The sequence below is a fragment of the [Bacillus] caldolyticus genome, from assembly GCF_003595605.1.
GTDB lineage: Bacteria > Bacillota > Bacilli > Bacillales > Anoxybacillaceae > Geobacillus > Geobacillus thermoleovorans.
This window is the reverse complement of the sequence record NZ_CP025074.1, coordinates 637,642-658,496: the sequence shown is the minus strand read 5'-3', so window position 1 is coordinate 658,496 and position 20,855 is coordinate 637,642. Positions and strand designations below refer to the sequence as shown.

The 20,855-nt window shown below is 54.7% G+C and carries 18 protein-coding genes and 1 riboswitch; of the genes, 15 read left to right on the top strand and 3 right to left on the bottom strand.

The annotated features are described in order from the left end of the window. Positions 1-41: 41 nt before the first annotated feature. Positions 42-1,532 (top strand): glycerol kinase GlpK, encoded by a 1,491-nt coding sequence (gene glpK / locus CWI35_RS03430; RefSeq protein WP_013523471.1) that lies wholly within the window; start codon positions 42-44, stop codon positions 1,530-1,532. 601 nt (positions 1,533-2,133) lie between these two features. Here glpK and CWI35_RS03425 read toward each other — a convergent pair. Continuing rightward, positions 2,134-3,501: an ISLre2-like element ISGsp3 family transposase gene (locus tag CWI35_RS03425; RefSeq protein WP_015374689.1), complete on the bottom strand. Its 1,368-nt coding sequence runs from the start codon at positions 3,499-3,501 to the stop codon at positions 2,134-2,136. A 201-nt stretch (positions 3,502-3,702) separates the two neighbouring features. Between CWI35_RS03425 and CWI35_RS03420 the strand changes: the two genes are divergently transcribed. The 8 genes from CWI35_RS03420 to CWI35_RS03385 all read left to right on the top strand — a co-directional run bounded on the left by CWI35_RS03420 (position 3,703) and on the right by CWI35_RS03385 (position 10,981). Next, positions 3,703-4,728, top strand: coding sequence for an ABC transporter ATP-binding protein (locus CWI35_RS03420; protein ID WP_033006278.1), 1,026 nt, complete (start codon positions 3,703-3,705; stop codon positions 4,726-4,728). Beyond that, the gene (locus CWI35_RS03415) at positions 4,715-5,641 is read left to right on the top strand and encodes an ABC transporter ATP-binding protein (protein WP_014195524.1); all 927 of its coding nucleotides are present in this window, start codon (positions 4,715-4,717) and stop codon (positions 5,639-5,641) included. Before CWI35_RS03420 ends, CWI35_RS03415 begins: the two co-directional genes overlap by 14 nt. An 18-nt stretch (positions 5,642-5,659) precedes the next feature. Further along, positions 5,660-6,628 (top strand): oligopeptide ABC transporter permease, encoded by a 969-nt coding sequence (gene opp4B / locus CWI35_RS03410; RefSeq protein WP_014195525.1) that lies wholly within the window; start codon positions 5,660-5,662, stop codon positions 6,626-6,628. 21 nt (positions 6,629-6,649) lie between these two features. Next, positions 6,650-7,558: an ABC transporter permease gene (locus CWI35_RS03405; RefSeq protein ID WP_014195526.1), complete on the top strand. Its 909-nt coding sequence runs from the start codon at positions 6,650-6,652 to the stop codon at positions 7,556-7,558. Between the two features lie 13 nt (positions 7,559-7,571). Next, positions 7,572-9,356 carry an oligopeptide ABC transporter substrate-binding protein gene (gene opp4A, locus CWI35_RS03400; RefSeq protein ID WP_014195527.1) on the top strand — a complete coding sequence of 595 codons (1,785 nt, stop codon included), beginning with the start codon at positions 7,572-7,574 and terminating at the stop codon, positions 9,354-9,356. A 50-nt stretch (positions 9,357-9,406) separates the two neighbouring features. Next, a riboswitch (SAM riboswitch) is annotated at positions 9,407-9,511 on the top strand. 50 nt (positions 9,512-9,561) lie between these two features. Beyond that, positions 9,562-9,918, top strand: a complete 357-nt coding sequence (locus tag CWI35_RS03395; protein ID WP_014195528.1) for a hypothetical protein — start codon at positions 9,562-9,564, stop codon at positions 9,916-9,918. A 16-nt stretch (positions 9,919-9,934) separates the two neighbouring features. After that, positions 9,935-10,318 (top strand): VOC family protein, encoded by a 384-nt coding sequence (locus CWI35_RS03390; RefSeq protein WP_014195529.1) that lies wholly within the window; start codon positions 9,935-9,937, stop codon positions 10,316-10,318. Positions 10,319-10,498: 180 nt separating this feature from the next. Beyond that, on the top strand, positions 10,499-10,981 hold the full coding sequence (locus CWI35_RS03385; RefSeq protein WP_013523474.1) for a PaaI family thioesterase: 483 nt from the start codon (positions 10,499-10,501) through the stop codon (positions 10,979-10,981). Between the two features lie 355 nt (positions 10,982-11,336). Here CWI35_RS03385 and CWI35_RS03380 read toward each other — a convergent pair whose 3' ends face one another. Continuing rightward, entirely contained in the window at positions 11,337-11,753 is a 417-nt protein-coding gene (locus tag CWI35_RS03380; protein WP_014195531.1) for a PaaI family thioesterase, read from the bottom strand. Between the two features lie 141 nt (positions 11,754-11,894). Between CWI35_RS03380 and hutG the strand changes: the two genes are divergently transcribed. The 5 genes from hutG (at position 11,895) to CWI35_RS03355 (ending at position 18,896) form a co-directional block, all read left to right on the top strand. After that, on the top strand, positions 11,895-12,863 hold the full coding sequence (hutG, locus tag CWI35_RS03375) for a formimidoylglutamase (protein WP_014195533.1): 969 nt from the start codon (positions 11,895-11,897) through the stop codon (positions 12,861-12,863). Between the two features lie 4 nt (positions 12,864-12,867). Beyond that, positions 12,868-14,349, top strand: coding sequence for a helix-turn-helix domain-containing protein (locus CWI35_RS03370; RefSeq protein WP_014195534.1), 1,482 nt, complete (start codon positions 12,868-12,870; stop codon positions 14,347-14,349). 168 nt (positions 14,350-14,517) lie between these two features. Beyond that, positions 14,518-16,173, top strand: a complete 1,656-nt coding sequence (gene hutU, locus CWI35_RS03365; protein ID WP_021321288.1) for a urocanate hydratase — start codon at positions 14,518-14,520, stop codon at positions 16,171-16,173. 14 nt (positions 16,174-16,187) lie between these two features. Further along, positions 16,188-17,462, top strand: a complete 1,275-nt coding sequence (gene hutI, locus CWI35_RS03360; protein WP_014195537.1) for an imidazolonepropionase — start codon at positions 16,188-16,190, stop codon at positions 17,460-17,462. A 105-nt stretch (positions 17,463-17,567) separates the two neighbouring features. Next, on the top strand, positions 17,568-18,896 hold the full coding sequence (locus CWI35_RS03355) for a YjiH family protein (RefSeq protein WP_014195538.1): 1,329 nt from the start codon (positions 17,568-17,570) through the stop codon (positions 18,894-18,896). A gap of 130 nt (positions 18,897-19,026) precedes the next feature. On the opposite strand, the gene mscL is transcribed toward CWI35_RS03355, so the two are convergent. Beyond that, positions 19,027-19,422 carry a large conductance mechanosensitive channel protein MscL gene (gene mscL / locus CWI35_RS03350; RefSeq protein WP_011230867.1) on the bottom strand — a complete coding sequence of 132 codons (396 nt, stop codon included), beginning with the start codon at positions 19,420-19,422 and terminating at the stop codon, positions 19,027-19,029. A 147-nt stretch (positions 19,423-19,569) separates the two neighbouring features. Here mscL and CWI35_RS03345 point away from each other — a divergent pair, with 147 nt between their 5' ends. Next, entirely contained in the window at positions 19,570-20,790 is a 1,221-nt protein-coding gene (locus CWI35_RS03345; protein ID WP_011230868.1) for a YeeE/YedE family protein, read from the top strand. The last annotated feature ends 65 nt before the right edge of the window (positions 20,791-20,855 follow it).

Here is a 20,855-nt window from a genome sequence, read left to right as displayed (position 1 = left end):
CCGGGTTTGTAAGCAAATAAAGGTGAAGGGGGAAGAATGTCATGAATCAATACATTTTAGCCATCGACCAAGGCACAACGAGTTCGCGCGCGATTTTGTTCAATCAAAAGGGCGAAATCGTCCATATGGCGCAAAAAGAGTTTACGCAATATTTTCCGCAGCCCGGCTGGGTCGAGCACAACGCCAATGAAATTTGGGGATCGGTGCTTGCGGTCATTGCCAGCGTCTTGTCCGAGGCGCAAGTGAAGCCGGAACAAGTGGCGGCGATCGGCATTACGAACCAGCGGGAAACGACGGTTGTGTGGGAGAAAGACACCGGCAACCCGATTTACAACGCCATCGTCTGGCAGTCGCGGCAGACGGCCGGCATTTGCGATGAACTGAAAGCGAAAGGGTATGACCCGCTATTCCGCGAAAAAACCGGCTTGCTTATTGACGCCTATTTTTCCGGGACAAAAGTGAAATGGATTTTGGACCATGTCGAGGGGGCGCGCGAACGGGCGGAGCGAGGAGAGCTGCTCTTTGGCACGATTGATACGTGGCTCATTTGGAAGCTGTCCGGCGGCCGCGCCCATGTAACCGATTACTCGAACGCGTCGCGCACATTAATGTTTAACATTCATACGCTCGAGTGGGATGACGAGCTGCTTGCGATTTTAAACGTGCCAAAGGCGATGCTTCCTGAGGTGCGCCCGTCCTCGGAAGTATACGCGAAAACGGTTCCGCATCATTTCTTCGGCGTGGAGGTGCCGATCGCGGGAGCCGCGGGCGACCAGCAGGCGGCTTTGTTCGGCCAGGCGTGCTTTACGGAAGGGATGGCGAAAAATACGTACGGCACCGGCTGCTTTATGCTGATGAATACGGGGGAAAAAGCGGTGCAATCGAAACACGGGCTGCTCACAACAATCGCCTGGGGGATTGACGGCAAGGTGGAATACGCCCTTGAAGGCAGCATCTTCGTTGCCGGCTCGGCCATTCAATGGCTGCGCGACGGCTTGCGGATGATCAAAACGGCGGCTGACAGCGAAGCGTACGCTGAAAAAGTCGAGTCGACTGACGGGGTGTATGTCGTCCCGGCGTTCGTCGGGCTTGGTACACCGTATTGGGACAGCGAGGTGCGCGGGGCGGTGTTTGGCCTCACGCGCGGCACAACGAAAGAGCATTTCATCCGGGCCACCTTGGAATCGCTCGCTTACCAGACAAAAGATGTGCTCGCCGCCATGGAAGCCGATTCCGGCATCTCGCTGACCACGTTGCGCGTTGACGGCGGGGCGGTGAAAAACAATTTCCTTATGCAATTCCAGAGCGATTTGCTTGCCGTTCCGGTCGAACGTCCGGTTGTGAATGAAACGACGGCCTTGGGTGCGGCGTATTTGGCCGGGCTGGCGGTCGGCTACTGGAACAGCCGAGATGACATCGCCGCCCAATGGCAGCTCGAGCGCCGGTTTGAGCCGAAGATGGATGACGACAAGCGAACGATGCTCTACGATGGCTGGAAAAAAGCGGTGCGGGCGGCGATGGCGTTTAAATAACTATAGGGAACAAAGCAATAATCGATCGTGAATGGGCGGCCGCGGTCAAGCTGTGTCCTTTTCCACTTTTTTGTTCATTGCTTAGGCAGATGTTCCTTTCGTGGAGCATCTGCTTATTTATTGTCCAAAAAATAGTGGTTGAAACTGAGCTGTAGTTCACAGTCATGTTTTTCTATGAGGTATAAGACTGGAAAGGAATCAAAAAATTTACTGATATTTTTTCTATAAATATTGAATTTACGAAAAAAAATGATAGAATATTATCTAAAAGGTTGGTGAAAAACAACGGATTCGCTCGATCCGTGAGAAATCACCTGGAATGAAAACAAGGTGTTGCAAAGTTTCTTAATTGGAGAAATACTGCTGTAAAGCTTTACATTCGTTAAATCACCGGCCTTCTAAATATTATAGTCTAAAATTTAGTAATACTAACAAAAGGGAGAAGGACACGAGTCAGTCAAGACTTTGTGGAGAACATTTTTTCGGTTCACTACGGGCGTTGTCAATCACTAGTTAGCGAACCATTTTCAGGAATTAATATCGTAAGCGCTTTCGGACTCTCATCCCTCATCTTGAGGCGATGATACGATATTCCATTTTTTTACACCCAACCACCATCCCGGAGCGCCGACAACGCTTGATGGATCGGTGTCCCGGATGACCGCTGCAGACACGGTAGATTCTGACGCACCACATCTGCCCATAACCGTCCGGCCTTCCGTTTGGCCTGTTCGATCCGCTTGGACTTTGTTGAGGCCGAGGCCGCCGTTCGGGTCTCTTCTTCCTCCACCAACTGCCCATTTCTCCGCCAAATCCCGTCGATTCGGGCCGCCATCGCCCTCAGAAACGCCCGAAGCCCTTGGTCTTTCCAGCTGCGGCGGGATTTCACCCGATGCGCAAACCGGCTCATCACGCTCTCGGCGTGGCCCATCGGACGCATGCCGGTCGTCTCCACCCCTTGCTCCGACAGCCACTCCCGATAGTCCCGGATGCATCCCGGCATCGACTCGATCCGGCGGATCATGGCAGCCATCTGCTTCTCTTTCGCTTCGTCCTCCAACGTGCCGACCGCGCTGTTCAGCTCCACGAGAAGCCCCTCTTCGTCTTGTTTCGCCAGCTTCTTCCGCACCTCCCGCCAACGCGGATGGCCGGACAGACACTGACGCAGCTCCCGCGCCACATGAAATCGATCCAGCTGAAAGCACGCCCGCTTCCCAAAATACTCCCGGCAGGCCGTGATCCACGACGCCGCGTCGCCGTTGATGATCAACAGGTCCCGGCACGGATCATAGGCATATTCGTTCATCAGCCACTCTTCGAACCGTTCCCACACGTCTCCCTCCCCTTCATGGAGGTAGTGGCGCCGGTTCACGAGCTCGAGCTGCGAACCGTTTCGTTTCCATCCCTCGTGAACCGCCAGGATTTTCTCTTCTTTCGCCCGTTTCCCTTTCCCCTGGCGGGAAATAAACAGTCCATCCGCCTCCACAAACAGCACCCGGCCGTGCCGTTGGGAAACAGGGCGGTGCAGCGAGACAGGGGCCTCCAGCACCAGTTGGCGAATCGCCTCGTGGCTCATGACCGCATACCCCACGATCGACTCCAACGTACGGGCCGCTTTGCGGTAGGAAGAGCACTCTACGGCCAACTCGACCGCCGTTTCCTCGAGGCAAGGACTGATCGATCGGGCCCCATCAAAGCCTAATTCGGCATCCAGCAAGAAGGTATAGTTCCCCGTTTGCCGGTCATAGTAGTAGTTCCGTCGAAACGTCACTTCTCCAAACAGCGTTTGGATCGTAGTCGGCCGTTTGTCTTTCAGCTGATACCGGCGCTTGTCCCGCGCTTCCGCCAGTTGTTGATCAATCTCCTCCAAAAGGGCCGCCAACAAGACAGCGAACACCTTTTGAAGAGTTCTGACTAATTGTTCCTCCAGCTCTTTTAATAAAGGCCATTCTGTGGTAAGATGTTTCATGGACTCTCTCCCTCCTGTTTTCGGTTGATGTTGACAATCACCATCATAGCAGGGAGAGAGTCCTTTTTGCATGACATTTGCTTTTTTCTACCGCGCTTCGCTTGGTGGCCCCGACGAGCGTCGCGAACAAAAGTTCGCAACCCTCGTCGGGGATCATTTCGGAATGTCACCCACAAATATTTTACTCACACGAAGGACACATTGGCAAAGCAAACGTTATTGGAAATTGAGGAGTTGCGAGTCTCTTTCCGCATCGGTGATGACTATTATGCGGCGGTCGACGACGTTTCGCTGGCGATCGGAGAGAACGAAGTCGTCGCTCTCGTCGGGGAGTCGGGTTGCGGCAAAAGCGCACTCGCTTTGTCGATCATGGGTCTCCACCCGCCCGAAAAGACAAAAATTGAGGGGCGCCTGCACTTTAAAGGGACAAATTTGCTGTCGCTCTCCGTTGCCGAACTCAATCGCATCCGCGGCAAAGAAATCGGGATGATCTTTCAGGATCCGTTAACGGCGCTCAATCCGCTCATGACGGTCGGCCGGCAGATCGAAGAAAGCATGGATTACCATCTGCGGCTGTCAGCAGCCGAAAAAAAGAAGCGAACGATCGTCTTGCTTCGCAAAGTCGGCATTCCGGAGCCGGAAAAGGTGTACCACCGTTATCCGCACGAGTTGTCCGGGGGGATGCGGCAGCGGGTCGTCATCGCGATCGCCATCGCCTGCGAGCCCGCCCTGCTCATCGCCGATGAACCGACAACGGCGCTTGATGTGACGATTCAGGCGCAGATCATAGGGCTGCTCAAAGAGTTGCAGCGGCAAATGAAAACGAGCATTATTTTAATCACGCATGATTTGGGGGTGGTGGCGGAAATGGCGGACCGTGTGGCGGTCATGTATGCTGGGGAAATCGTTGAGTTAGCGGACGTCGATACCATTTTTCACCGTCCGCTTCATCCATACACTCGCTCATTGTTGCAGTCGATCCCGTCTGCGCAGACGAAAAAGGAACGACTCCACGTCATCCAAGGGATCGTTCCCCCGCTGCATAAACTGCCGCGGCGCGGCTGCCGCTTCCAGCCGCGCATCAGCTGGATTGGGGCGGATAAGCACGAATCGGATCCGAAGTTGCGGGAAGTGGAGCCGGGGCACTGGGTGCGTTGCACATGTTACCAACATTTTTATTTTCCCGATGATCAAACGGTAGGTGGAATCGGCTATGGCGCTTCTTAACGTCAACCATTTGAAAGTATACTATCCGGTGCGCGGCGGTTTTTTTCGCCGGGTGGTCGACCATGTCCGCGCGGTGGATGATGTCAGTTTCACGCTGAACAAAGGGGAAACGTACGGGCTCGTCGGCGAGTCCGGCTGCGGCAAGACGACGACAGGGCGCACGATTATCGGTTTGATTCGCGCCACGGCCGGGGAAGTGCTGTTTGAAGGGACGGATTTGACAAAGCTTCGCCGCCGCGAGTTTCATCCGTATCGGAAAGACATCCAGATGATTTTCCAAGATCCGTATTCTTCGCTCAATCCGCGCAAACGTGTGCTCGACATTGTCGCCGAGCCGCTCCGCAATTTTGAACGCCTGTCCCCGCAAGAGGAGCGGCAGAAGGTGCAATACGTTTTAGAGCGGGTCGGCTTGAGCGCGGAGTCGATTTACAAATATCCGCATGAATTTTCCGGCGGACAGCGCCAACGCATCGGCATTGCGCGGGCGCTCACGCTCAATCCGAAGCTCATCATCGCCGATGAGCCGGTGTCGGCGCTTGATGTGTCGGTGCAGGCGCAAGTGTTGAATTTCATGAAAGAAATCCAGCAGGAGTACGGGCTGACGTATTTGTTCATCAGCCATGATTTAGGGATCATCCGGCATATGTGCGACCGCATCGGCATTATGTACCGCGGCCGGCTCGTGGAGGAAGGGACGAGCGAGGAGATTTTTACGAATCCTCAACATATTTATACGAAACGTCTGCTCTCCGCCATTCCGAACGCCGATCCGCGCGAACGCGGCCGGCAGGAGGCGCTTCGCCGCGAAGTGGAAAAAGAATATGAGCAGTCGTATTCCCGCTATTTTGATGAAAACGGCCGGGCTCACCCGCTCAAGCCGATTTCGCCGACGCACTCGGTGGCCATTCCGTAAAGAGGGGAAGACGGGAAGATGCTGAAATTTATTTTACGGCGAATCCTCATTATGATTCCGCAATTGTTTTTGCTGAGCGTCCTCATTTTCTTACTGGCGAAGGCGATGCCGGGCGATGCGCTGACGGGGCAGCTGGCGGCCAACCCGAAAATGGATCCGCAGACGCTTGAGGAAATGCGGGAAAAACTTGGCTTGAATGATCCGGTACATATTCAATACATCCGTTGGGTGAAAAACATGCTGCAAGGGGATCTCGGCCTTTCCTATACCCACCAGCAGCCGGTCACTGATCTGCTGGCCGGACGGATCGGGAATACGGTGTTGCTGTCGGCGGCGATTTTAATTTTGACGTACCTGATTGCCATTCCGCTTGGCATCGTGTCGGGGCGATGGACAGATACGTGGGCTGATAAGCTGATCGTCGGCTACAGCTATCTCGGGTTTGCCACGCCGCTGTTCATTTTTGCTTTGATCATGCTGTTTATTTTCGGCTTTCACCTTGGCTGGTTTCCAACCGGCGGCAGCGTGGACGTTCAGGTCGAGGAAGGGACGCTCGCTTACTATTTAAGCAAATTGAACCATCTCATGCTTCCGGCGTTGTCGGGAGCGCTCATCAACACGGTCGTTACGATTCAATATTTGCGCAGCGAAATCGTCGATACGAAAGTGAAAGATTTCGTGAAAACGGCGCGGGCGAAAGGCGTGCCGGAGCGGCACATCTATTGGCGCCATATTTTGCGCAATTCGTTTTTGCCGATCGCGGCGTTTTTAGGGTATGAGATCACCGGGCTTGTCGGCGGTTCCGTGTTTTTGGAGTCGATCTACAGCTATCCGGGGCTTGGCCAGCTGTTTTTGCAGTCGATTATGCAGCGGGATTACAGCGTCGTGACGGCGCTCGTCATGATTTCCGGCCTGGCGACGCTGGTGGGCACTCTGTTGTCGGACATCATTTTGAGTGCGGTCGACCCGCGCATCCGGATTGAGTAGGGAAGGAGGAAGGCAGCTGACATGAAAGCGGAAATCAGCGGCCCAACGCCGGCCGGAGCGAACATCGAGAAAAGCCCTTCCGCCTTTTCGATCATGTGGCGGGAGGTGGTTCGGGATCGGCTCGCGCTTGGTTCGCTCATCATTTTAGGAATCCTTTTGTCGATCGTCTATGGCGTGTCGCTCTTTTTGGATCAAGAGGAAATCGTGAAAGTGGATTTTCTTTCCATCTATTCTCCGCCGTCAGCGGAACACTGGCTTGGCACAGACTACGGAGGGCGCGACGTGTTTGGCCAGCTCATCATCGGCGCCCGCAATTCGTTTACGATCGGACTGGCCATTACGCTCATCACTGGGGCGATCGGCCTCATTGTCGGATTGGTGGCCGGCTATTTTGGCGGCTGGATTGACAATGTCATTATGCGCATCATCGATTTCATTCTCGTTCTGCCGTTTTTGATGCTCGTTATTGTTTTTGTCGCCATTGTGCCTAAATATAATGTATTGACGTTCATTTTGATCATGAGCGCGTTTTTGTGGACGGGCAAAGCCCGGCTGATCCGCGCCAAAACGCTGGCCGAGCGCGAGCTGGATTATGTCAGCGCGTCAAAAACGCTCGGCACGCCAGATTGGAAAATCATTATTTTTCAAATTTTGCCCAACCTCAGCTCGATCATTATCGTCAATTTGACGTTAAATTTGGCGGGCAACATCGGCATCGAGTCCGGGCTCACGTATCTTGGCTTCGGGCTGCCGGAGAGCACGCCGAGCTTAGGGACGTTGGTCAGCTATGCGACCAACCCGGATGTTTTGCAAAACAAATGGTGGGTTTGGTTGCCTGCGTCATTGCTTATTTTAGTGATGATGCTGTGCATAAATTTCATCGGCCAAGCGCTGAAACGTGCGGCTGATGCAAGACAACGACTAGGATAAGGGGGAAGAAAATGTGAAGAGAAAATGGCTGGCGGCTCTCGCCGCGCTCTTGCTCGTGCTCGCCGGGTGCACGGGCAAATCCGACACAACGAGCGGAAAGGGCAACAATAACGAAAAACCGGCGGCTCAGAAGGAAGACATCAGCAAATTCCCGATGACGGTGAAAAACGACGGGAAAATCATCGACGGCGGCGTGTTGAAATACGGCCTTGTGTCCGATACGCCGTTTGAAGGGACGCTCAGCTATGCATTCTACACCGGAGCGCCCGACGCAGAGATTTTGCAATTTTTTGACGAGTCGCTTTTCCGGACGAACGGTGACTATGAAATTACAAATGATGGGGCTGCCACGTATGAGTTGTCGGATGATAAAAAGACGATGACAATCCATATTAAAGACAATGTGAATTGGCATGACGGCCAGCCGGTGACCGCTGAAGACTTGGAGTATGCGTATTTGGTCATCGGCCATAAAGATTACACCGGCGTCCGCTATGGCGATGCGCTCATCCAAGGGATCGTCGGGATGGAAGAATATCACAGCGGCAAAGCGGATAAAATTTCCGGCATTAAAGTCATCGACAAAAAGACGTTGACGATCACATGGAAACAGGCCAATCCGTCGGTGTTGACCGGCATCTGGGCGTATCCGCTGCCGAAGCATTACTTGAAAGACATTCCGATCAAAGACTTGGCGAAATCGGATAAAATCCGGAAAAACCCGATCGGGTTCGGTCCGTTTAAAGTGAAGAAAATCGTTCCGGGCGAGTCGGTAGAGTTTGTTCGCAATGATGACTACTGGGCTGGCAAACCGAACTTGGAAGGCGTCATTTTGAAAGTCGTCAGCCCGCAAGTCGTCCTGCAAGCGCTGAAAAAAGGCGAAATTGACGTCGCTGAGTTCCCGACTGACCAATATTTGAACGCGAAAGGGACGAAAAACATTCAGTTTATCGGTAGAGTGGATTTGGCGTACAACTATATCGGCTTTAAACTCGGCCATTGGGATGCGAAAAAGCAGGAAAACGTAATGGACAATCCGAAATTCCAAAACAAAAAACTGCGCCAAGCGATGGCGTATGCCATCAACAACCAAGAGGTGGCTGACCGCCTGTATCATGGCTTGCGCTTCCCGGCGAACACGCTCATTCCGCCGTCGTTCCCGGGCTATCATGACAGCTCCATCAAAGGATATACGTACAATCCGGAAAAAGCGAAACAATTGCTGGATGAAGCGGGATATAAAGATGTGGATGGCGATGGCCTCCGCGAAGATCCAAACGGCAAAAAATTCAAGATCAACTTCTTGGCGATGAGCGGTGGGGACATCGCTGAACCGCTGGCCAAATTTTATATGCAATGCTGGAAAGATGTGGGCCTCGATGTTCAGCTTGTAGACGGACGCTTGGCGGAGTTCAACTCCTTCTACGATATGGTCGAAAAAGACGATCCGAAAGTGGATGTCTACGCCGCCGCTTGGGGAACTGGAACGGACGTCGACCCGTACGGATTGTACGGCCGCAACGTCATGTTCAACTACTCGCGCTGGGTGAATGAGAAAAACGATGAACTGTTGGAAAAAGGCCATTCCGAACAGGCGTTTGACAAAGAATATCGTCGGAAAATTTACAGTGAATGGCAAAAGCTGATGAACGAAGAAGTGCCGGTCATCCCGACGTTGTATCGTTCGGCCATTTATGCCGTCAACAACCGCGTCGCCAACTTCACGGTCGATCCGGGCTCGAAACTGACGTGGAAAGATGTCGGCGTCACGTCCGAGCAACCGGAAGTCGAACAATGACGATTGTTGCCTTTGATGATGTATGATAAGATAGAAGACAAATTGCATACGTCTTATCAAGAGTGGGCGAGAGAACGGGCTTGATGACCCCACAGCAACCTGCCGCAGGCAAGGTGCTAACACCCGCAAAGCGGTTTCGCTTTGGATGATAAGAACGGCTCATGGCCCCTTTCGCATCATTCCGAGGCGAAGGGGGTTTTTGTCGATGGGAGGTGAAGGAGAAACAGTGGAGGAGGCGGTTTCGCTCCGCGCTTGCATGGCCGCTCATCTCCCTGCCGCAGCGTTCGCCGTTTGTGTCATGCGCTGTGTGCAGGCGGAGCTCATCCGGTTTGACCCTAAGGCGGCGGTGCATGTCGACCGTGGGGACGGATACGTTCATTTGTATGGGGAAGCGCAAGGAACAGCCTTTTCGTTGTTGTTGACCAACAGTGAGGCGGACGAATGGAAGGCGGACGGACCGTACGCCCTTGACCGCTACATATGGACAGAGCTTGGGAAAAAAGGGATTTTCCCGATGCAGATGACGCCGTATTTACAAGCAGTATGGTTAACTGAGTCATAGAAAGGAAGAGGGACGAATGGCAGTCAAAAAATTTGAACATGTCGGCATTCAAGTGAAAGACATCGAAGCATCGAAAGAGTTTTATCAAAATGTTGTCGGCTTGGAGCTGCTCGACGAAATGATTCATACGAACGGCACGATGAAATTGGCGTTTTTAGGGATTGGCGGCTCGATCATTGTCGAGCTGATCGAAGGATACAATCCGGATTTGCCGACGGAAGGAAAAGTGCACCATGTGGCGTTTACGGTGGAAGGCATTGAGCAGGAGAAAGAACGGCTTCAGTCGCTCGGTGTGCCGCTTGTGTGGGAAGAAATAACGACACTTCCGAACGGAGCAAAATATTTGTTCTTCCTCGGGCCCGACGGCGAATGGATCGAGTTTTACGAGCCTGCTCGATAAATGGCGTCACGCTAGGCGGCCAGCTGTTTGGGCCGCCTATGAATTTGCCGTCTGGCGATTGGCGCTTCGTTCCATTTTTCTTCGTATGGCCTTGCCTGCCGCTAGACAACAACCGTCCATGTAGGAGTCGTCGTCTTCTCGATTCAATGGTATACTAGAAAAAGAGAGGGGGAGGATGACGTGGAAGAAATGATCGTGCACGCGATTCAAGACGACTACCCTGATGAATTCGCCTGGTGCTACGGCTGCGGGCGTCTGAATGAACAAGGCCACCATTTCCGCACCGGGTGGCGGGGCGACAAAACGGTGACGGTGTATACGCCGCGTCCGGAACATACGGCGATTCCAGGGTTTGTGTACGGCGGGCTGATCGCCTCGCTCATTGATTGCCACGGCACCGGTTCAGCGGCGCTTGCCTTGCATCGGAAAAACGGCCATGAACCAGGGAGCGGGGAAACGCCGCCGCGCTTTGTTACTGCGTCGCTTCACGTCGATTTCGTCAAGCCGACGCCGCATGGAGTGCCGCTTGTCGCCGTCGGCACTGTGACGGAGATTCATCCGAAAAAATGGAAAGTGGACACCGAAGTGTTCGCCAACGGCGAACTGTGCGCCCGCGGGCAAGTCGTCGCCGTCGTAATGCCGAAAACGTTTGTCCGTGGGTAACAAGCAACGAAAGGCGCCGGAGAGCGGCTGTTTTTGACAGCGCTTTCTCCGGCGCTTGGCAACTGGTCGAAAACGGCTGCGCCTCACCTCGTTTCGCCATTGAGGACTGATGATGTCATGAAAAAGGCAACTCGACAACGCCTCTTCTCAAGTGGGGAAACCTTGTGAAATTGGTTCTCCTTTTTCAACAAAACCACCGATTTGGCGAACATCATCGTTTTTCACCGGTTTTCTCGGATTCCTCTGATCATCGCTTTCCATGCGTTTCAAAACAACAACAGCAGCTGCTGTTTGGCCTCGTCGAATCCAAGGAGAACGAGCATGCGCAAAAACGCCTTTTGGAGATCCATCACCTTCACGGTTTGTCCATGATCAGCACCGACGACGTGGCGCTCGCCACCTCTTTGCCGTTTTGCCGCACGATGGCGGTTACATAGGCGACGGTTTTCCCGAACTTTTCCACCCGCGCCTCGATTTCGGCTTCTCCAGCCGCCGCTGGGCGGTGAAACGTCGTCTGCAAGTTGATGGAGGCGTGCATTTGGTCATCGCGAAGCAAGGTCGTCACTGCATACGCCATGAGAATGTCCGCCGCCGCCCCGACGAACCCGCCCATAATCACCCCGTTGCCGTTGAGCAGCGATTCGCTGATTGTCCATACGCCTTTCGCATAGCCGTCTCGGGCTTCCGTCAGGCGGACGCCGAGCGTTTCGTCGCATGGGGGCGGCGCGCTTTGACCGGCGATGACAGCGTGCAAGTTGGTCATTGGCTTCATGTGGAACACCCTTTCTGTTGTCAATCATGTTTTTTTATTCGCCAAACGGCGGCGATTTCCTCTTTTCGCGTGCATGAGGAGGAGAACGGCAAAGCTGTGGCGAAAGAAACAAGCAGCTGATGATGGAAAGGAGATGGTCTCATGTATCAACCGCCAGACGCCGGCCGTTGGACGGGACGGATTGACAGCGTGAGCGATGAGCAGGCGTTTCGTCTTCATCAGCGCATTCGCTTGCTCGATTTGTCGCAGCCATTGGAGACGGTGGAACGAGCGGCGGCATTCATCGGGTTTGCGTGCGACGAAGGAGTGCGCCGCAACCAAGGCCGCCAAGGGGCGAAAGAGGCGCCGGCCGCCGTCAAAGCGGCGCTGGCCCGGCTGCCTTGGCATCTTCCGGAAGGGGTCGTTGTCTATGACGCAGGCGATGTCGTTTGCGTCGATGAACGGCTCGAACAAAGCCAGACTGAACTTGGGAAGGCGGTCGCCCGCCTGCTGAAAAACGGGATGGCGTCTATCGTGATCGGCGGCGGCCATGAGACGGCGTACGGCCATTACTTGGGCGTTCGCGAAGCGCTCGGGCCCGAAGCCCGCCTTGGCATCCTCAACATTGACGCCCATTTCGACTTGCGCCCGTACGATGACGGGCCGACGTCCGGGACGATGTTTCGGCAAATATTGGATCAAGACGAACGGGTCCGTTACTTCTGCCTCGGCATTCAGCGGCTTGGCAACACGGCGGCGCTGTTTGCGGCGGCCGAGACGTACGGCTGCCGGTACATGCTTGAAGACGAGCTGACCGCAGGGCCGATCGAGGCCGCCTATGAACAAATCGAGGAATTTGCCGCTCATCACGATGCCGTGATGTTGACCATTTGCATGGACGCCATCAGCGCGGCTGCCGCGCCGGGGGTGAGCGCGCCGTCGCCGTTTGGACTCGCTCCGTCGCTAGTGCGCGCTCTCGTCCGCCGAATCGTTTCTCATCCGAAAACGATCAGCGTCGATCTTTGCGAAGTCAATCCACTCTGGGATGAAGGCGGAAAAACGGTGGCGTTGGCCGCCGCCTTTTGCATGGAAGCGCTCCTTCATTTTCGACGCTTGCAGCCAAGGCGGTGAGAACGTGAAATTGGTCATTGCCGAACGGGACGACAAGGAACGAGAAGCGATCCGCTGGCTCGTTTCCGCGTATTCCTTGCCGATTGAGCAAGTATATACGGCGGCTACGGTCGAGGAGATGATGGCGTTTCTTGAGCGGGAGGCGCCGGAGCTATTGTACGTCGAACTGGATATGATTCCGTATGAACGATGGTCGAAGGCGACATCCCACGTCCGCTTGTTTTGCCAACGCGTGATTGCCGCAACGGCCGAGGCGACGTTTGCGCGGGCGAAACAAGCCATCGACTGGCAATGCGTCGATTTGCTTGTGAAGCCGCTTGAGCCCGCCAAGCTGAAACAAGCGTTGAGGACGGCGGTTTCGCTTTCCTCCAACAGCCGCTCGAGCCTGACAGCGGGTTTTGACGGCCATGACGACTACCGCGCATTATTTTACGATGACCCCGCCGCAGCTTCCACCCATGTATGGCTTGTGCAGGCGGAACAGCCTGCCTTGTCTCGAGAAGTGATCCGCTTTTTAACGAGCTATCCGTTTCGCGGACGGGCGCGCGTATTGCCGCTCACCCATATGGCGGTTTGCCTGCTTCCCGATTTGCCGGGCGACGGGAAAGAAGAGGCGTGGAAGCTGTTGCGCGATTGGGAAGAGGAGCATCATGAGCCGCTCGCGGTTGTCGTGATGCCGCCTGATGGTCGGAAAACGGTGCGCGGGCAATACCAAGCGGCCCGCCGGTTGCTGGAGACGACGTTTTTCATTGGCTATCGCCAAGTGATCGCTCCCGCTTCGGAATACGAACAGTGGCGTGAGCTCGATCCGTTTTTGACGCCGGAGGAGCAGCGGCAATGGATCGAGATGCTCGAGCGGTTCGACCATGAAGGGGTGAAGCGATGGCTGCGGCGCGAATTCTCCCATTGGAAGCCGCCGTTTCCGAGCCCGGAGATGGTGCGGACGCGGCTGACGAGCATCTTGGCGCAAATCCGCCGGTTTATGAAAACATACGGCCTTGACCGCGGCGGAACCGAGCGGGAGTATATGCGCATTTTTCAAGACATTTTGTACAATCCCGTCTTGTATCGCATCGTTCAAGAATTGATTTTATTTTTATATCGATTGTTCCATGAGGCCAAGCAGGCCGAGGAAGACGCGCGCGTCGACGCCGTGGAGCGCGGCCTCCGCTATATGGAGGCGCATTTTCGCGATCCGTCGCTCACGCTTGAGCGGGTCGCGGCCGCCGCCGGGCGCAGCCCCGCGTATTTCAGCCATTTGTTGTCGAAAAAGCGCGGCGTGACGTTTCGCCAGTGGCTGACCAACCGGCGGCTTGAGGAAGCGAAACGGCTGCTTCGGCAGACGGATTTGTCGATTAAAGAAATCGCCGAACAAACCGGGTTTCGCACCGCCCATTATTTGATGCGCGTCTTTAAAGCCGAACTGAACCAGACGCCGACCGCCTACCGCGATGAACAACGGCTGAAACCGTCATCACCGCGGTAGGCGGTTTTTTCAAAAGAAATGAACATATATCAAAAGAAATGGATAGATGAAGCGAAAAGAAAAAAGAAATTTCAAAAAAAATGGATCATCTTGAAAAGACGAGAATCTATCTCCATCCTCTTGGCTTCCTTACAATAAAAAGCAAAGAGGAAAAAGGAGAGGATGACGATGGCAGAAAAACGGACCGTACGCCCGTTTGCGGGAACAGAGCGGCGGGCGAAAGGATGGATTCAAGAAGCGGCGTTGCGTATGTTAAACAACAATTTGCATCCCGATGTCGCCGAGCGGCCGGATGAGTTGATCGTCTACGGCGGCATCGGCAAGGCGGCGCGCAACTGGGAATGTTACGAGGCGATTGTGGACACCCTTCTTCGTTTAGAAAACGATGAAACGTTGCTCATTCAATCCGGCAAGCCGGTGGCGGTGTTTCGCACGCATCCGGACGCCCCTCGCGTGCTGATCGCCAACTCCAACCTCGTGCCCGCATGGGCGACGTGGGACCATTTCCACGAACTTGACAAAAAAGGGTTGATCATGTACGGACAAATGACGGCCGGGAGCTGGATTTACATCGGCAGCCAAGGGATCGTCCAAGGGACGTATGAAACGTTTGCCGAAGTGGCGCGCCAGCACTTTGGCGGCACGCTGGCCGGGACGATCACGCTAACCGCCGGCCTTGGCGGCATGGGCGGGGCGCAGCCGCTCGCCGTGACGATGAACGGCGGCGTCTGCCTCGCCATCGAAGTCGATCCGGCCCGCATCCAGCGCCGCATTGACACGAATTACTTGGATACGATGACCGACAGCCTAGACGCGGCGCTCGAGATGGCGAAACAAGCGAAGGAAGAGAAAAAAGCGCTGTCGATCGGCCTTGTCGGCAATGCGGCTGAAGTGTTGCCGCGTCTCGTCGAAATGGGCTTTGTTCCGGACGTCTTGACCGATCAAACGTCCGCCCACGATCCGTTAAACGGCTACATCCCGGCTGGCCTTACGCTTGATGAGGCCGCCGAACTCAGGGCGCGCGATCCGAAGCAGTACATCGCCCGTGCAAAACAGTCGATCGCCGCGCATGTTCGAGCGATGCTGGCGATGCAAAAGCAAGGGGCGGTGACGTTTGATTACGGCAACAACATCCGCCAAGTGGCAAAAGACGAAGGGGTGGACGACGCCTTTTCCTTCCCGGGTTTTGTGCCGGCCTACATCCGTCCGCTCTTTTGCGAAGGAAAAGGGCCGTTCCGCTGGGTGGCATTATCCGGCGACCCGGAAGACATTTATAAAACCGATGAAGTCATTTTGCGTGAATTCAGCGACAATGAGCGTCTTTGCCATTGGATTCGCATGGCGCAAAAACGCATTAAGTTCCAAGGGCTGCCGGCGCGCATTTGTTGGCTCGGCTACGGCGAGCGGGCGAAGTTCGGGAAAATCATCAACGACATGGTGGCCAAAGGCGAGCTGAAAGCGCCGATCGTCATCGGTCGCGATCATTTGGATTCGGGCTCCGTTGCTTCGCCGAACCGGGAGACGGAAGGAATGAAAGACGGAAGCGACGCCATCGCCGACTGGCCGATTTTAAACGCGCTGTTGAATGCGGTCGGCGGCGCAAGCTGGGTGTCGGTTCACCACGGCGGCGGCGTCGGCATGGGCTACTCCATTCACGCCGGCATGGTCATTGTCGCCGACGGCACGAAAGAGGCGGAAAAACGGCTGGAGCGCGTGTTGACGACCGACCCGGGGCTTGGTGTGGTCCGCCACGCCGACGCTGGGTATGAGCTCGCCATTCGGACAGCGAAAGAAAAAGGCATCGATATGCCGATGCTGAAGTAGAAAGGGGGATCCATATGCGCCCGCTTTTTGTCCGCCGCGCCCGCCAGCTCGTCACGCTGGCGGGAAGCTCCGCGGCTCCGCTTGTCAAGGAGAAGATGAGCGATCTTCACATCATCGAAAACGGCAGCGTCTGGATCGAACATGGCACGATCGTGGCGGTTGGTGCGGACGATGAACTGGCCCGCCAATTTGCCGATCGGCTCGCCGAAGCGGAAGTCATTGACGCTAAGGGCAAAACGGTGACGCCTGGGCTTGTCGATCCTCATACTCATCTCGTTTACGCCGGCAGCCGCGAACACGAATGGACGATGCGGCTCGGCGGGGCGACGTACATGGAAATCATGAACGCAGGCGGCGGCATTCATGCGACGACAAAAGCGACGCGCGAGGCGTCGGAAGAGATGTTGTATGAAGAAAGCAAGCGGCGGCTCGATCAGTTTTTGCTTCATGGGGTCACGACCGTCGAAGCAAAAAGCGGCTATGGTTTAAGCCTTGAGCACGAAATCAAGCAGCTTGAAGTCGCCAAGCGTCTCGATGACACCCACCCGGTCGATATCGTCTCCACGTTTCTTGGCGCTCATGCCGTTCCGCCGGAGTGGAAGCACGATCCGGATGAATACGTCCGCCTTGTCATCGACGAGATGATTCCCGAAGTGAGCCGGCGGGGGCTCGCCGAGTTCAACGACGTCTTTTGCGAGCGCGGCGTCTTTACCCCCGACCAGGCGCGCCTCATCCTCGAAGCAGGCAAAGAGCACGGCTTGACGCCGAAAATCCACGCCGATGAAATCGAGCCGTATGGCGGGGCGGAACTGGCAGCCGAAGTCGGCGCGATATCCGCCGACCACCTGCTTCGTGCGTCGGACGAAGGGCTTCGGCGCATGGCGGAGCGCGGCGTGATCGGCGTTCTCTTGCCGGGCACGGCATTTTTCTTAATGACAAAAGCCGCTGATGCCCGCCGTTTGATCGACGCCGGCGTTCCCGTCGCTTTGGCGACCGACTGCAACCCCGGTTCGTCGCCGACCGTCTCGCTGCCGCTTGTCATGAGCCTTGCCTGCCTGCATATGGGCATGACTCCCGCTGAAGCGATGGCCGCCGCCACGATCAATGCCGCCCACGCCATCGGCCGCGCGCATCTCGTCGGCAGCCTCGAGCCGGGGAAGAAGGCGGATTTGGTCATTTTCAATGTCCCGAATTATATGCAAATCATGTACTATTACGGCGTCAACCATGCGGAGACGGTGATCAAAGGTGGAAAGGTGGTGGTGAACGACGGCAAGGTGTACATCTGAAGGGGGAATGGTCTTCCGTCGAGGTGTTTAGCGACCGGGAGCGGTTATGCTTCCGGCCGTGCTGTCGTCTTTAGCCTGTAGAAGAACAAATGGGGGTGGAGGAAAATGAAAACGGATACAAACATGGCGCCATCCGTGCCGACACCAACGCCGGCAAGCGGGGCATGGAAGTTTTTCGTTTACAGTGCCATCGGGATTTTCGTGTTTTTCGTTCCGGTGTCAATTGGCGGCACATCGTCGATTTTGCTCGATCATATTGTGACATGGATCCGCACCCAGTTTTCGGCACTTGTTCCTTATTATGCTCTTATCGTGATCGCTCTCGGTGCCGTTTATCCGTTTTACAAAAAAACGTGGAACAAAGATGCTGTGACAACCGTTTTTTCACTGTTGAAAGTTCTAGGACTGATCACGGCGGTCATGCTTGTGTTTCACATCGGTCCGTCGTGGCTGTTTCAACCGAATATGGGGCCGTTTTTGTATGACAAACTCGTCATTTCCGTCGGTCTCCTTGTGCCGATTGGCTCGGTTTTTCTCGCTCTTCTTGTTGGTTACGGGCTGCTTGAATTTGTCGGTGTGTGGATGCAACCCGTCATGCGGCCGATTTGGAAAACGCCGGGCCGCTCGGCGATTGACGCCGTCGCTTCCTTTGTCGGCAGCTACTCCATTGGGTTATTGATCACTAATAAAGTGTTCAAAGAAGGCAAATATACCGTGAAAGAAGCGGCGATCATCGCCACCGGCTTTTCCACTGTATCCGTGACATTTATGGTCGTTGTTGCGAAAACATTGGGGCTCATGCCAATCTGGAATACGTATTTTTGGGTGACATTTCTTGTCACGTTTGCCGTTACAGCGTTCACCGCTCGGATTTGGCCGCTAAGCCGCATGAGCGATGAATACTACGACGGCAAGGGGGATCCCGAGCAAAAAGTAACGGGCAACTATATGAAACAAGCTTGGGCTGAAGCGATGAGGGCGGTAGAGCAGTCAAAAGGGATTGGGACAAACATATGGGAGAACTTGCGAGATGGCTTCATCATGACGATGGGCATTTTGCCGTCCATTATGTCAGTCGGACTGATCGGGCTGTTGCTCGCTGAATATACGCCGGTGTTTGACTGGTTGGGTTACCTGTTCTATCCATTCACCCTTCTGTTGCAAATCCCTGAACCGCTGTTGGCCGCGAAAGCTTCGGCCATCGAAATCGCAGAAATGTTTTTGCCGGCCTTGCTTGTCACCGAAGCACCGCTTGTCACGAAATTCATTATTGCTGTTGTATCCGTATCAGCGATCCTATTCTTTTCCGCTGTCATTCCATGCATTTTGTCTACGGAAATCCCGCTCAGCTTGCCGCGGCTTCTTGTCATTTGGTTTGAACGCACCGTCTTAACGCTCATCCTCACCGCGCCGCTTGCATATTGGCTGCTTTGACGGGAGTGCGGCGCTTCGATGAAAACGGACATCGATGGGGCGGCTGCGATTTTCAGGTTCGCCGCCATTCCATCAACCCGACTGAGAAGTTTCAGCGCCATGAAAGCCTGTCCATCTTCCAGACAGGCTTTCACGTCGTTTCCCGTTGCTGCTTTAACAAATCGCGAATTTCTGTCAATAGCTCCTCCTCTTTCGTCAGCGTCGGTGCGGTTTCCTTCACCTCTTCCTGCTTTTTCACCCGTTCATACAGCGTGTTGATCAATTTCACAAACAGGAAAATCGAAAACGCGATGATCAAAAAATCGACGACTGTTTGGATAAACGCCCCATATTTCACTTCCGCTTTGCCGACTTTCCAAGACAAATCGCTGAAATTGATGCCGCCTAGAATCAGCCCGACAAGCGGCATGATGATGTCATTGACGAGCGAGGAAACGATTTTGCCAAACGCCCCGCCGATGATCACCCCAACGGCTAAATCGATGACATTGCCGCGGATGGCGAATTTTTTAAATTCGTTCCACATGTGAATCTCCTTTCTCGAAATGTGATCCTCTACATTATACCATAAGTTCATACGTGAAATTTTTATATCTAAATCATAGAAAATCAATCTGTTTTATATTATTATAGAGTATATTAACAATGGGGAAAGAAAAGGGGGATATGCACCATGGAAATGACTGCGCAACAAGACGTTCGCGCGAAACAGGCGGCGAACGCCCCGAAAAATCCGACGGCATGGATCATTGCAGTCTCCTGCTTCGTGTTAATCGGTGGAGCATTGTTCTTATACAGCCGTGTGTCCTGGCAACAAGCGCTGTTATATTTGTTGGGAGCGTTCGGCGGTTTTGTGCTTTATCAGGCCCATTTCGGTTTTACTTCGGCCTGGCGGAAATTCATTTTGTACCGCCAAGGGGAAGGCATTCGGGCACAGATGATCATGATGGCTGTGGCCAGCGCGTTGTTTTTGCCGTTGCTCGTGAAAGGTTCGGCGCTCGGGCACCCGGTGTCAGGGTATGTATTTGGCGTGGGGGTATCAGTCATCGTCGGCGCCTTCCTGTTTGGCATCGGCATGCAGCTTGGCGACGGCTGCGCGTCCGGGACGTTGTACCATATCGGCGGAGGCGATGCGAACGGCATCGTGACGCTCATCGGGTTCATCGCTGGCTCAGTCATTGCGACGACCCACTTTGACGTGTGGGCGAAGATGCCGCAATGGAAGCCGTTCTCGTTCATTGGCGAGTTCGGCGCCTTGGGAGGGTTTTTGCTTCAGTTGGTTTTGTTGGCAGCGGTCTACTATGTGGTGACCGTGGCGGAAAAACGGCGCTATGGCCAACTCGTTGCTACATCGCTTGAGAACCGTCATGGCTGGAAAGCGATTTACAAAGGGCCATGGTCGCTTCTGGTCGGGGCGTTGCTCTTGGCTGTAACGAACGCGCTTGTGCTGATGATTAGCGGTAAGCCGTGGGGCATTACGTCCGCCTTCGCCCTTTGGGGGGCGAAGTTCGTGCAGCTGTTTGGCGTCGATCCGACTGCTTGGGCGTACTGGCAAGATGAAGCGAAACGGCAGGCGCTCGCGAATCCACTCTACTACGATACAACGACCGTGATGGACATCAGCTTGATGGTCGGCGCCTTATTGGCGGCAGCGCTTGCGGGCCGCTATACAAAACCGATTCAGTGGAAGCGTCCGACGCGCATGACGATCGGTGCGCTGATCGGCGGCCTGATGATGGGATACGGCGCCCGGCTGGCGTTCGGCTGCAATATCGGCGCGTATTTCGGCGGCATTGCGTCATTCAGCGCCCACGGCTGGGCGTGGTTTGTCTTTGCTTTCCTCGGCAGCCTGATCGGCGTCAAACTGCGTCCGTATTGCGCGTACAAAAACTAAGTGTCCGAAAGTTGGCATCCCGTCGTTTTGACGGGGTGCCTTCTTTATGCCGTTCTTGCCAGGCG